The following is a 12,781-nucleotide window of genomic DNA, read 5'->3' as shown; positions in this document are numbered from 1 at the left end:
CTGTTTCCGCTCTGGCAAAGGTGCGTTACCCAAAGAAAACGGGAGCCGAAGCTCCCGTTTCTCAATCGGCTCAGGCGCTGGCCTTGGCCGGGGTCTTGCGCTTGAACAGGTAGCACACACCCATCAGCACGATCCACACCGGGATTGCGTACACCGACACGTCGATGCCCGGGATCTGCAGCATGATGGCCAGGATGAACACCACGAAGGCCAGGCACAGCCAGTTGCCGTAGGGGTACCACAGCGCGCGGAAGAACGGCTGCACACCCTTGGCGACCATGGCCTTGCGGAACTTCATGTGCGCCAGGCTGATCATCGCCCAGTTGATCACCAGTGCGGCGACCACCAGGGACATCAGCAGCTCCAGCGCCTGGTGCGGGATCACGTAGTTGACCACCACGCAGGCCAGGGTGATGAACGCCGAGACGCCGATGGCCAGCAGCGGCACGCCACGGTCATCGACCTTGGCGAAGGCGCGCGGCGCATCGCCCTGCTCGGCCAGGCCGAAGAGCATGCGGCTGTTGCAATACACGCAACTGTTGTAGACCGACAGGGCGGCGGTGAGTACGACGAAGTTCAGGATGTTCGCCGCGTACTCGCTGCCCAGCAGCGAGAAGACCTTCACGAACGGGCTGCCGCTATAGGGGTCGCCGGCGCTGCTGATGCTCTGCAGCAGGGCATCCCAGGGGTACAACGAGAGCAGCACGGCCAGCGCGCCGATGTAGAAGATCAGGATCCGGTAGATGACCTGGTTGATCGCCTTGGGGATCACCTTCTTCGGCTCTGAGGCTTCGGCGGCGGTGATGCCGACCAGCTCCAGGCCACCGAAGGAGAACATGATGATCGCCAGGACCATCACCAGGCCCTTCCAGCCATTGGGGAAGAAGCCGCCATGCGCCCACAGGTTGCTCACCGACGCCTGCGGGCCGCCGGTGCCGCTGACCAGCAGCCAGATGCCGAGCAGGATCATACCGATGATGGCGACGACCTTGATGATGGCGAACCAGAACTCGGTCTCGCCGAAGGCCTTCACGTTGAACAGGTTGATGGCGTTGATCAGCACGAAGAACACCGCTGCCGTCGCCCAGGTCGGGAAGTCCGGCCACCAGAACTGGATGTACTTGCCGACCGCGGTCAGCTCCGACATACCCACCAGGATGTACAGCACCCAGTAGTTCCAGCCCGACATGAAGCCGGCGAAACCGCCCCAGTACTTGTGCGCGAAGTGGCTGAAGGAGCCGGCGACGGGCTCCTCGACAATCATCTCGCCGAGCTGGCGCATGATCAGGAAGGCAATGAAGCCGCCGATGGCGTAGCCGAGGATCATCGACGGGCCGGCGGATTGCAGCACGCCGGCAGAGCCCAGGAACAGGCCGGTACCGATGGCGCCGCCGAGGGCGATCAGCTGGATGTGGCGGTTCTTCAGGCCACGCTTCAGCTCGCCTTCATGCAGATGTTGTCCATCCATTTGAAGTCTTTCCAGGTTCGGGAATTGGCAGATTTTATCGTTGGAATGGTGGAGCCAGTAACGAAAAACGGGAGCCCGAGAGCTCCCGTTTATCTAGACCGCCTGGATCAGCGCGGGAAAGCCGGCGGGTTCACGCCAGCCATGTCTTCCATCACGCGGACGACCTGGCAGCTGTAGCCGAACTCGTTGTCGTACCAGACGTACAGGACGACGCGGTTGTCGTTGGCGATGGTCGCCTCGGCATCGACGACGCCCGCATGGCGGGAGCCGACGAAGTCGGTGGAAACCACTTCCTGGGACGACACGAAGTCGATCTGCTTCTGCAGGTCCGAGTGCATGGCCATCTGGCGCAGGTACTCGTTGATCTCTTCGCGGTTGGTGGCCTTTTCCAGGTTCAGGTTGAGGATGGCCATGGAGACGTTCGGCGTCGGAACGCGGATGGCGTTGCCGGTCAGCTTGCCTTTCAGGACCGGCAGAGCCTTGGCGGCAGCGGTAGCGGCGCCAGTCTCGGTGATCACCATGTTCAGCGGCGCGGCGCGGCCACGACGGCTGCCCTTGTGGAAGTTGTCGATCAGGTTCTGGTCGTTGGTGAACGAGTGAACGGTTTCGACGTGGCCGTTGACGATGCCGTACTGGTCGTTGACAGCCTTCAGCACCGGCACGATGGCGTTGGTGGTGCAGGAAGCGGCGGAAACGATCTTGTCGTCAGCGGTGATGTCGCCATGGTTGATGCCGTGGACGACGTTCTTCAGCGCGCCCTTGCCCGGAGCGGTCAGGATCACGCGGTCGATGCCCGGGCACTTCAGGTGCTGGCCCAGGCCTTCGGCGTCACGCCACTTGCCGGTGTTGTCGACCAGCAGGGCTTTCTTGATGCCGTACTGGGTGTAGTCGATCGACGCCGGGTCGTTGGAGTAGATCACCTGGATCAGGTTGCCGTTGGCGGTGATGGTGTTGTTTTCTTCGTCGATGGTGATGGTGCCATCGAACGGACCATGCACGGAGTCACGGCGCAGCAGGCTGGCACGCTTGACCAGGTCGTTGTCGGCGCCTTTGCGGACGACGATGGCGCGCAGGCGCAGGCCGTCACCGCCACCGGTCTTCTCGATGAGGATGCGCGCCAGCAGGCGACCGATACGACCGAAGCCGTACAAGACCACGTCGGTGCCTTCGCGGGCGCCGCCGTTCTGCTTGCCGACCACGTCGGCAAGCTCGTCCTTGGTGAACTGCTCGATGCTGCGGCCGTTACCTTCGGTCTTGAACTTGGCAACCATCTTGCCCAGGTCTACCGAGGCGGCGCCCAGCTTGAGCTCGCTCATCGCCTTGAGGATCGGGAAAGTGTCGTGAACCGACAGCCCGCCTTCTTCGGCCAGGCGGTGACGAGCGAAGCGGTGCGCTTTGAGGATCGCGATCACCGAACGGTTGATCAGGCCACGGCCGTAGATCGAGGTCACCACGTTGTTGTTACGGTACAGCTGACCGATCAGCGGAATCATGGCTTCCGCGAGGGCTTCACGATCGATCCACTCACCGAGACACTGGTCGGGCTTCTGGGTCACGGGCAATACCTTCCACATGTAGGAGAAGAAAAAAGGGGCTACATTATGACGGCGCGAACAATCGCCGGCAATCCGCAGCGGTCGTATGACTGACATCCGTCAATCGGGATAGTTACAATCCGACCGGTCAAATTCCTCGACCGGAGCCAAGACTGCCCGTGTCCGTATTGCGTATCCCTACATTGCCGACTGCGGCCGGCAAACAATCCTGGGGCAACCTCCCCGGGGCCGCCCTGAGCCTGGCCATCGCTGAAGCGGCCGGGCCAGCGAAACGTTTCACCCTGTTGCTGACCGCCGACAGCCAGAGCGCCGAGCGCCTGGAGCAGGAGCTGCGCTTCTTCGCACCGGATTTGCCAGTGCTGCAGCTGCCGGACTGGGAAACCCTGCCCTACGACGTGTTCTCGCCGCACCAGGACATCATTTCCCAGCGGGTCGCCACTCTTTACCAACTGCCCGAACTGCGCCGCGGCGTGCTGGTGGTGCCGATCACCACCGCCCTGCACCGCCTGGCGCCGGCCAAGTTCCTGCTCGGCAGCAGCCTGGTGCTGGATGTCGGCCAGAAGCTCGACGTCGAGCAGATGCGCAGCCGTTTCGAGGCCGCGGGATACCGCTGCGTGGACACCGTCTACGAACACGGCGAGTTCGCCGTGCGCGGCGCGCTGATCGACCTGTTCCCGATGGGCAGCGAGCTGCCCTACCGCATCGACCTGTTCGATGACGAAATCGAGACGCTGCGCACCTTCGACCCGGAAACCCAGCGCTCCATCGACAAGGTGGAGAGCATCCGCCTGCTGCCAGCGCGCGAGTTCCCGCTGCGCAAGGAAGCGGTGACCGGCTTCCGTGGCCGCTTCCGCGAGCGTTTCGACGTCGACTACCGCCGCTGCCCGATCTACCAGGACCTCGCCAGCGGCCTGACACCTTCCGGCATCGAGTACTACATCCCGCTGTTCTTCGAAGATGGCGAGACTTCGACGCTGTTCGACTACCTGCCGCAGGACACCCAGGTGTTCTCCCTGCCGGGCATCGAGAGCGCAGCGGAACAGTTCTGGACCGACGTGCGTAACCGCTACGAAGACCGCCGCTACGACCCGGAACGCCCGCTGCTGCCCCCAGCCGAAGTCTTCCTGCCGGTGGAAGATTGCTTCGCCCGCCTGAAGAACTGGCCGCGCGTGGTGGTCAGCCCCGAGCCGATCGAGACCGGCGTCGGCCGCGAGCGCTTCCCCGCGCAAGCGCTGCCGGAACTTGCGATTGAAGCCAAGGCCACGGAGCCGCTGGCACGCCTGCGCCAGTTCATCGAACAGTTCGACGGCCGCATCCTCTTTACCGCCGAGTCCGCCGGCCGCCGCGAAGTGCTGCTGGAACTGCTGGCGCGGCTGAAGCTACGCCCAGTGGAAGTCGAGGGCTGGCCGGGTTTCCTGGCGCACAAGGATCGCTTGGCGATCACCATCGCACCGATGGACGAAGGCTTGCTGCTGGACGCAGACAAGGGCCAGCCGGGCATCGCCCTGGTGGCCGAGAGCCCGCTGTTCGGCCAGCGCGTCATGCAACGCCGGCGCCGCGAGAAGACCCGCGACGGCGGCGAGAACGTCATCAAGAACCTCACCGAGCTGCGCGAAGGCGCACCGGTAGTGCACATCGACCACGGCGTCGGCCGCTACATGGGCCTGATTACCCTGGAGATCGACGGTCAGAACGCCGAATTCCTCGCCCTGCAGTACGCCGACGAAGCCAAGCTCTACGTGCCGGTGGCCAACCTGCACCTGATCGCCCGCTATACCGGCAGCGACGACGCCCTGGCGCCGCTGCACAAGCTGGGCTCGGAAACCTGGCAGAAGGCCAAGCGCAAGGCCGCCGAACAGGTACGCGACGTCGCCGCCGAACTGCTCGACATCTACGCCCGCCGTGCTGCCCGCAAGGGTTACGCGTTCAAGGACCCGCAGGCGGACTACGCCACCTTCTCCGCCGGCTTCCCCTTCGAGGAAACCCCGGACCAGCAGACCGCCATCGAAGCCGTGGTGGCCGACATGCTCGCCGACAAGCCGATGGACCGCCTGGTTTGCGGCGACGTGGGCTTCGGCAAGACCGAGGTAGCCATGCGCGCCGCCTTTGTCGCGGTGCATAGCGGCAAGCAGGTCGCCGTGCTGGTGCCCACCACCCTCCTCGCCCAGCAGCACTACAACAGCTTCCGCGACCGTTTTGCCGACTGGCCGGTAAGCGTGGAGGTGATGAGCCGCTTCAAGTCCGCCAAGGAAGTCGAAGGTGCCGTGGCGCAGTTGGCCGTAGGCAAGGTCGACATCGTCATCGGCACTCACAAGCTGCTGCAGGACGACGTCAAGTTCAAGAATCTCGGCCTGGTCATCATCGACGAGGAACACCGCTTCGGCGTGCGCCAGAAGGAGCAGCTCAAGGCCCTGCGCAGCGAGGTGGACATCCTCACCCTCACCGCCACGCCGATCCCGCGCACGCTCAACATGGCGGTGGCCGGCATGCGCGACCTGTCGATCATCGCCACGCCACCGGCGCGCCGCCTCTCCGTACGCACCTTCGTCATGGAAGAGCAGAAGTCGGTGATCAAGGAAGCCCTGCTGCGCGAACTGCTGCGCGGCGGCCAGGTGTACTTCCTGCACAACGAAGTGAAGACCATCGAGAAGTGCGCCCGCGACCTGGCGGAGCTGGTTCCCGAGGCGCGCATCGGCATCGGCCACGGGCAGATGCACGAGCGCGACCTGGAACGGGTGATGAGCGACTTCTACCACAAGCGCTTCAACGTGCTGGTAGCCTCGACCATCATCGAGACCGGCATCGACGTGCCGAGCGCCAACACCATCCTCATCGAGCGCGCCGACAAGTTTGGCCTGGCCCAGCTGCATCAGCTGCGCGGGCGCGTCGGCCGCAGCCACCACCAGGCCTACGCCTACCTGCTGACTCCGCCGCGCAAGCAGATGACCCCGGACGCCGAGAAGCGCCTGGAAGCCATCGCCAACGCCCAGGACCTGGGCGCCGGCTTCGTGCTGGCGACCCACGACCTGGAAATCCGCGGCGCCGGCGAACTGCTCGGCGACGGCCAGAGCGGGCAGATCCAGGCGGTGGGCTTCACCCTCTACATGGAAATGCTCGAACGTGCGGTGAAGGCCATCCGCAAGGGCGAACAGCCGAACCTCGAACAGCCGCTGGGCGGCGGCCCGGACATCAACCTGCGTGTACCGGCGCTGATCCCTGAGGATTACCTGCCGGACGTCCACGCCCGCCTGATCCTCTACAAGCGCATCGCCAACGCCGCCGACGAGGACGGCCTGCGCGAGCTGCAGGTGGAAATGATCGACCGCTTCGGCCTGCTGCCTGACCCGGCGAAGAACCTGATCCGCCTGACACTTCTCAAACTGCAGGCGGAAAAACTCGGGATCGTGAAGGTAGATGCCGGCCCACAGGGCGGACGGGTAGAATTCGCCGCCGATACCTGCGTCGACCCGCTGGTGCTGATCAAGATGATCCAGAGCCAGCCCAATCGGTACAAATTCGAAGGGGCCACCCTCTTCAAGTTCCAGGTGCCCATGGAGCGCCCGGAAGAACGGTTCAACACGCTAGAAGCGCTGCTCGAGCGCCTCACGCCACAGACTCATTAAGGACCCTGTGCATGCGCCTGTTCCAACCCTTGCTGCTGTCGCTGGCGCTTCTGTCGCCAGCCGCCTTCGCCGAGCCCTACCAGGTGGAGCTGATCCTCTTCCAGCAGTCCGGCGACGCCGTGTTCGCCAGCCGCCCCGCACCCGACGACTGGGCCAAGGGCGCGCAACCGCCGGGCCCAGACAGCTCGCGCCCCACCGCGATGGACGCCCAGGTGGCCAAGCTCAAGCAGAACGAAGGTTTCCAGGTGCTGATGCACAAGGCCTGGCGCCAGGAAATCGATGCCAACCCGGTGAGGGTCTCCCTGACCGAAGGCGCCCAGCGTGACGGCCACTTCCCGGTGGAAGGCACCGTCACCCTCAGCCAGCAGCGCTTCGTGAACACCCAGACCGACTTCTGGATCAACCAGTTCGGCCAGGACGGCCTGCTCGCCGCCAGCCAGCACATGGTCCAGGAAGCCAGCCTGAAAAACAGCGTACTGACCTACCTCGACCACCCGAGTCTGGGCATGCTGATCAAGGTGACCCCACTCAACGCAAAGCCCGCCTCAGCCCCGCCGCCGGGCATGGAAGACGAAGCGCCGACCGGCCCGGATGCGCCGCAACAGCAGCCGGCTCCGGCCGCACCGGCAGACGGCGGCTTCGAAGCCCCACCGCCGGCACAGCCCGCCCAGTAACGAAAAAGCCCGGCATTCGCCGGGCTTTTTTGTTCTTCGTAGGAGCGAGCCTGCTCACGAACCGCCTGGCACCGTGCCTTGCAAGTTCGCGAGCAAGCTCGCTCCTACAGGAAACCATCAGCTGACCAGGACGCGCCCCAGCACCTCGCGCACCTTACCGATGCCTTCGTGCAGCGCCTGCTCGATCTCGGCCATGGTGATGATCCCGCTGGACTTGCCGGCCGCTGGGTTCACCACCAGCGACAGGCAGGCGTAAGGCAGGTCCAGTTCACGGGCCAGCGCGGCCTCGGGCATGCCGGTCATTCCGATAATGTCGCAACCGTCGCGCTCCAACTTGGCAACTTCCGCCACGGTTTCCAGGCGCGGCCCCTGGGTCGCGGCATACACGCCATGGCTACTGTACGCATAGCCCAGCGCCTGCAGGGCGGCGATCAGCTTTAGCCGCAGCGACTCGTCGTAGGGATGACTGAAGTCGATGTGGGTAACATGCTCGATGTCGCCGGCAAAATAGGTGTGCTCGCGCCCCCAGGTGTAGTCGACGATCTGATGCGGCACGCAAAGATGGCCGCTGCCCATGGCCGCGTGAATGCCGCCTACGGCATTCACCGCCAGGACGGCCTCAGCGCCCGCCTGCTTCAGTGCCCAGAGGTTGGCGCGGTAGTTCACCTGATGCGGCGGGAAACGATGCGGGTGGCCGTGACGGGCGAGGAACAACACCTCGCGGCCGGCGAACTCGCCGCGCTGGATGGCCGCCGAGGGCGAGCCGTAGGGCGTATCCAGCTCAATGGCATCCTTCAGGGTCAATCCTTCCAGCTGGGTCAGGCCGGTGCCGCCGATGATGGCGTAGACAGTCATGGCAATTCCTTAATCAATCAGTTGTGCAGCACGCAGTTCGCCAACAGCCTGTTGCCAGCGTGGCAACTGCTTGTATTCGGTACCCGGCCAGGCCTTGGCGCGCATGCGTTGCAGACGCTGTGGCGCAGTGACCTTGAGGCGCTGCAGGGCGCTCAGAGCCAGTTCGGCGGACGCGCGGTCGTTGCACACCAGGCCCATGTCGCAACCAGCGCTGAGCGCAGCCTCGATGCGGTTGGCGGCATCGCCGACCACATGTGCGCCAGCCATGGAAAGGTCATCACTGAAGATCACCCCGTCGAAGCCAAGCTCGCCACGCAGGATGTCCTGCAGCCAGCGGCGGGAAAAGCCTGCGGGATTCGGATCGACCTGCGGGTAGATCACGTGGGCCGGCATCAGCGCATCCAGCTCACCGGACAGGCGCTGGAACGGCACCAGGTCTACGGCGCGGATCTGCTCCAGCGTGCGCTCGTCCTCGGGAATCCCCACATGGGAATCCACTTCCGCCCAGCCGTGACCGGGGAAGTGCTTACCGGTGGAAGCCATGCCGGCAGCGCGCATACCACGAATGAAGGCGCCGGCCAGCGCAACGGCGCGCTCCGGATTGCCCTCGAAAGCACGGCTACCGACCACGGCGCTGCGCTGATGATCCAGGTCGAGTACTGGGGCGAAACTCAGGTCCAGCCCTACCGCCAGCACCTCGGTCGCCATCAACCAGCCGCACTGCTCGGCCAGTCGCTCGGCATTGGTGTTATCGGCAATGGCGCGCATCGCCGGCAGGCGCAGGAAACCCTGGCGCAGGCGCTGCACGCGACCGCCCTCCTGGTCCACCGCCAGCAGCAGGTCGGGGCGTACTGCGCGAATAGCCTCCATCAGCTCGCGCACCTGGCGCGGCGATTCGATGTTGCGGGCAAAGATGATCAGTCCACCGACTTCCGGGTGGCGCAGGATCTGGCGGTCCTCGGCGGTAAGCCAGATACCGCCGATGTCGAGCATCAGGGAGCCTTGCATGTGCATTCCTTTCAATTCAGTTGCGCCGCCTGCCAGTCGGGACAGGCGGCCTCTTCGATTCGGACCCGGCAATGGAGCGGCACCTGCGGGAAGAGTTCCAGCAGGTCGTCATTGCGCAAGCGGATACAGCCGTGGGACAGCGGCGTCCCCATGGGCTCGCAGTCCGGCGTACCGTGCAGATAGATGTAGCGGCGGAAGGTATCGACCTCACCCATCCGGTTGCGCCCCGGCTCGCAGCCGCTGAGCCAGAGGATACGCGAGAGTATCCAGTCGCGACCGGGAAACGCCTCGTGAAGCTCGGCCGTCCAGGTCTCGCCGGTCCAGCGACGCCCCTTCAGAACCGCCCCCTTGGGCAAGCCATCGCCGATGCGCGCACGGACCTGGTGCAAACCGCGTGGCGTGCAGCCGGAGCCGTTGCGCTCGCCCGCGCCGTTGGCGGCGCTGGATACCGGAACACGCACGACAAGACGCCCCTCGGCAAAGCCGTAAAGCATCTGGTCAGCAAGGGATACATAGAGAAGATCGAGATCAGCCATGGCCGGCTACTGTAGCCGATCAGGCAGACGCAGCCCAGCGCGAAGCCGGGCCGGGCCGGGCCGGGCCGGGCCGGGATCAGACCTTGGCGGGCGCCTGGGCGGTGCTCGACTTGGTGCGCGGCTTGAGCTGCGCACCCGCCAGCGAGGGATCACTGACGCCACTGTCGGCACGCATGCCGGCGGCGAGGAACGGCACCATCAGGCGCATGACCTGCTCGATGGAAGTATTCACGCCGAAATCGTTCTCAGCCATGGCACGCAGTGCCTTGATGCCGGACATGCTGAACACTGCGGTACCCAGCATGAAGTGCACGCGCCAGAACAGCTCCAACGGCGGCAGGCGCGGCGCCGATTCGTGCACCAGCAGCATATAGCGGCGGAACACCTTGCCGTAGACCTCTTCGAGGTACTTGCGCAGGTGCCCCTGGCTTTGACTGAACGCCAAGCCCAGCAGGCGCATGAAGATCGACAAGTCGTTGCCGCTGCGCGGTTTGACGGCCATGGCCTGGACCACGAGCAGTTCGAGCAGCTCTTCCAGGGTGGCGCGCGGCGCATCGGGCTTGGCCTGGCGGCGATCCAGCTCTTTTTCGAGACTGGCGCAGAACGGGCCGAGGAAGCGCGAGAAGACCGCCTGGATCAGCGCCTTCTTCGAGCCGAAGTGATAATTCACCGCCGCGAGGTTTACACCCGCCTTGCTGGTAATCAAACGCAGGGAGGTTTCGGCGAAGCCCTTCTCCGCGAACAGCTGTTCCGCAGCATCCAGGATGCGTTCGACGGTTTCCGACTGGGCCATGGCTACTCCGCCTGACAAACACTTGTTTGAAACATACGTTTCAGCGTCTTGTATTGTCAAGCAAAGTGCGATGGATTGTTACCAATATCATGGCAATGCGACGAGACACCTAATAAACAGCAAGACGCTTGCCAGGCTCGAAAGGTTACATGCACACACGTTCCACTGACAGCCGCCCTCAATAAAAGCATTGCCAGCCCGCAATCACTGTATATAATTCCAGGCACTGTATAAAAAGCCAGAGTATGGACATGCTGAAGCTCACGCCGCGCCAAGCCGAGATCCTTGCCTTCATCAAACGCTGCCTGGAAGCCAACGGCTACCCGCCCACCCGCGCGGAAATCGCCCAGGAACTCGGCTTCAAGTCGCCCAACGCCGCTGAGGAGCACCTGAAAGCCCTCGCCCGCAAAGGCGCCATCGAGATGACCCCGGGCGCCTCCCGCGGCATCCGTATCCCCGGTTTCGAGCCCAAGGCCGCCGCCAATGACGACGAATTGCCGATAATCGGCCGCGTCGCCGCCGGTGCGCCGATCCTCGCCGAGCAGAACGTCGACGACACCTGCCGCATCAACCCCACCTTCTTCAACCCGCCGGCCGACTACCTGCTGCGCGTACGTGGCCAGAGCATGAAGGATGTCGGCATCATGGATGGCGACCTGCTCGCCGTGCATGTCACCCGCGAGGCTCGCAATGGCCAGATCGTGGTCGCCCGCCTGGGTGAGGAGGTCACGGTGAAGCGCTTCAAGCGCGAAGGAAGCAAGGTCTGGCTGCTCGCCGAAAACCCGGAGTTCGCCCCCATCGAGGTCGATCTCAAGGAACAGGAACTGGTCATCGAAGGCTTGAGCGTCGGCGTTATCCGTCGCTGAACAGGAGACACCCATGCAGTACCCGCAGCCGCAGAACCTGCCGCAACTCCCGCTGTTCCAGGAAGCACTCTGGGCAAGCGGTACTGCTCCCCTGCTTCCGGAGCTGATGGAAGAAGAGCCCATCACCGACGAAAGCGCCTTCAGCGAGATCGCCCTGCGCGGCCTCCCCGGCCAGTGCCTGATGTTGCTGGCGCCGATGCTCCGCGAGCTGAGCGAGGAAAGTGATTCACGCTGGCTAACCCTGATCGCTCCACCGTCCAGTCTGACTCCGGACTGGCTGCGCAAGGCCGGCCTGAACCGCCAGGGCATTTTGCTTCTGCCTGCGCGCGATCAGGCTGCCGCCCAGGCACTGGCCTGCGAGGCACTGCGCCTAGGCAACAGCCACACCGTGGTGAGCTGGTTGAATCTCAGCGCGAAAGCGCGCGCGCAACTGTCCCGCGCCGCCGTTGCCGGCCATGCGCAGAGCCTGAATATTCGTCTGGGGTGATCTGATCGGGAAGCTTCGCCGCGAACGCGGCGAAGCGGAAGAACTCAATGCAGGACGCGCGGGCCTTCCTCGTCCATGCTCATGTCGCCGCCTTCAGCAAGACGGCCGGCCATCTGCACACCGACATTGAACATCGCCTTGGCGATCTCGATGTGCTGGCCCTGCAGGAAGCCCTTGGCATCGGCGGAGAACTCCAGGGTCACCAGCGCCTCCTCCTCGTCCGCGCGACGCAGCACGATACGCCCGTCAGGCAGCTCGACAATTTCCAGAAATGAGGTTGGCATAGCGACGTTCTCCACAGCAGAACGCGTAGTGTAACAGCCACATCCGCTACACCCTAGCCAAAGCTTGCGCGGACCGACCAGAAGGCCGGCACGCTGTGAAGCAGGAATCAGAGCTCGGTGAGCGATGCGCGGAAGCGCAGCACCAGGTCCTTCAGCGCCTTGCGCCAGGCTTCCAGCTCGTCATTGGCCAGCTCGACCGGAGCCTCGTCGTCGACATTCACCGCCTGGATCAGCGGCTGGGTCGGGTCGACCTTGGCTTTCTTCGGCTCGCTCGGCGGCTGGAACAGCGCGGCATAGGCGGCCAGCAGGCGACCCAGCCAGGCTTCCGGCGACTGCGCCAACTCGACCATCTCCGCCAGCTCCGGGCTTGGTGCGGCAGCCAGTACCTCGGCATTCAGCAACATATCAACGCGCGGCGCACCGGCCTGGGGCAGGCGATAGTAGCCGGCAATCTCATGGGCCACACCCAGCACCGCTCCGTAGAGGTGGAACAGCACTGCTTCGCGCTCGGCCTGGATACGCGCCTGGGCATTCATCGCGCGCGCCGCTTCGGCGCTGCGCCAGGCTTCAAGGGCAAGACCGGCAAAGAACAGCTTCTGGTTGGTGCGGGTATAGAGTTCGTTCGCCATGA

At 64.3% G+C, this 12,781-nt stretch carries 11 protein-coding genes and 1 pseudogene; 4 read left to right on the top strand and 8 right to left on the bottom strand.

The window, feature by feature from the left end; genetic code table 11:
- Positions 1-100 precede the first annotated feature (100 nt).
- Together ACIPK7_RS26525 and ACIPK7_RS26520 are read right to left on the bottom strand one after the other, a co-directional pair.
- Positions 101-1,468 (bottom strand): annotated as a pseudogene (locus ACIPK7_RS26525) (amino acid permease); the annotation flags it as partial.
- A gap of 107 nt (positions 1,469-1,575) precedes the next feature.
- Positions 1,576-3,042: a glyceraldehyde-3-phosphate dehydrogenase gene (locus ACIPK7_RS26520; RefSeq protein ID WP_192430889.1), complete on the bottom strand. Its 1,467-nt coding sequence runs from the start codon at positions 3,040-3,042 to the stop codon at positions 1,576-1,578.
- A gap of 140 nt (positions 3,043-3,182) precedes the next feature.
- On the opposite strand from ACIPK7_RS26520, the gene mfd reads away from it, so the two are divergent.
- On the top strand, positions 3,183-6,647 hold the full coding sequence (mfd, locus tag ACIPK7_RS26515) for a transcription-repair coupling factor (protein ID WP_401091205.1): 3,465 nt from the start codon (positions 3,183-3,185) through the stop codon (positions 6,645-6,647).
- 11 nt (positions 6,648-6,658) lie between these two features.
- Complete coding sequence (locus ACIPK7_RS26510) at positions 6,659-7,321, top strand: CsiV family protein (RefSeq protein WP_401091203.1); 663 nt, start codon at positions 6,659-6,661, stop codon at positions 7,319-7,321.
- Positions 7,322-7,438: 117 nt separating this feature from the next.
- On the opposite strand, the gene ACIPK7_RS26505 is transcribed toward ACIPK7_RS26510, so the two are convergent.
- The 4 genes from ACIPK7_RS26505 to ACIPK7_RS26490 all read right to left on the bottom strand — a co-directional run bounded on the left by ACIPK7_RS26505 (position 7,439) and on the right by ACIPK7_RS26490 (position 10,513).
- A complete protein-coding gene (locus ACIPK7_RS26505) occupies positions 7,439-8,176 on the bottom strand; it encodes an S-methyl-5'-thioinosine phosphorylase (protein ID WP_401091201.1) in 738 nt (245 codons plus the stop codon).
- A 9-nt stretch (positions 8,177-8,185) separates the two neighbouring features.
- The gene (gene nagZ, locus ACIPK7_RS26500) at positions 8,186-9,184 is read right to left on the bottom strand and encodes a beta-N-acetylhexosaminidase (protein WP_192430150.1); all 999 of its coding nucleotides are present in this window, start codon (positions 9,182-9,184) and stop codon (positions 8,186-8,188) included.
- Between the two features lie 11 nt (positions 9,185-9,195).
- On the bottom strand, positions 9,196-9,720 hold the full coding sequence (locus ACIPK7_RS26495; RefSeq protein WP_192430151.1) for a L,D-transpeptidase: 525 nt from the start codon (positions 9,718-9,720) through the stop codon (positions 9,196-9,198).
- Positions 9,721-9,796: 76 nt separating this feature from the next.
- Positions 9,797-10,513 carry a TetR/AcrR family transcriptional regulator gene (locus ACIPK7_RS26490; protein ID WP_192430152.1) on the bottom strand — a complete coding sequence of 239 codons (717 nt, stop codon included), beginning with the start codon at positions 10,511-10,513 and terminating at the stop codon, positions 9,797-9,799.
- Positions 10,514-10,764: 251 nt separating this feature from the next.
- Here ACIPK7_RS26490 and lexA point away from each other — a divergent pair, with 251 nt between their 5' ends.
- The gene (gene lexA, locus ACIPK7_RS26485; protein WP_026079098.1) at positions 10,765-11,379 is read left to right on the top strand and encodes a transcriptional repressor LexA; all 615 of its coding nucleotides are present in this window, start codon (positions 10,765-10,767) and stop codon (positions 11,377-11,379) included.
- A 13-nt stretch (positions 11,380-11,392) separates the two neighbouring features.
- Positions 11,393-11,866, top strand: a complete 474-nt coding sequence (gene sulA, locus ACIPK7_RS26480; RefSeq protein ID WP_401091199.1) for an SOS-induced cell division inhibitor SulA — start codon at positions 11,393-11,395, stop codon at positions 11,864-11,866.
- A gap of 44 nt (positions 11,867-11,910) precedes the next feature.
- On the opposite strand, the gene ACIPK7_RS26475 is transcribed toward sulA, so the two are convergent.
- The gene (locus ACIPK7_RS26475) at positions 11,911-12,150 is read right to left on the bottom strand and encodes a hypothetical protein (protein ID WP_017519282.1); all 240 of its coding nucleotides are present in this window, start codon (positions 12,148-12,150) and stop codon (positions 11,911-11,913) included.
- Between the two features lie 107 nt (positions 12,151-12,257).
- A complete protein-coding gene (locus ACIPK7_RS26470; protein WP_401091197.1) occupies positions 12,258-12,779 on the bottom strand; it encodes a DUF6586 family protein in 522 nt (173 codons plus the stop codon).
- Between the last annotated feature and the right edge of the window lie 2 nt (positions 12,780-12,781).

This window comes from Pseudomonas sp. NPDC086581, assembly GCF_044746165.1.
Lineage (GTDB): Bacteria > Pseudomonadota > Gammaproteobacteria > Pseudomonadales > Pseudomonadaceae > Pseudomonas.
The sequence above is the reverse complement of the archived record's forward strand: the minus strand, read 5'-3'. Positions and strand labels throughout refer to the sequence as shown.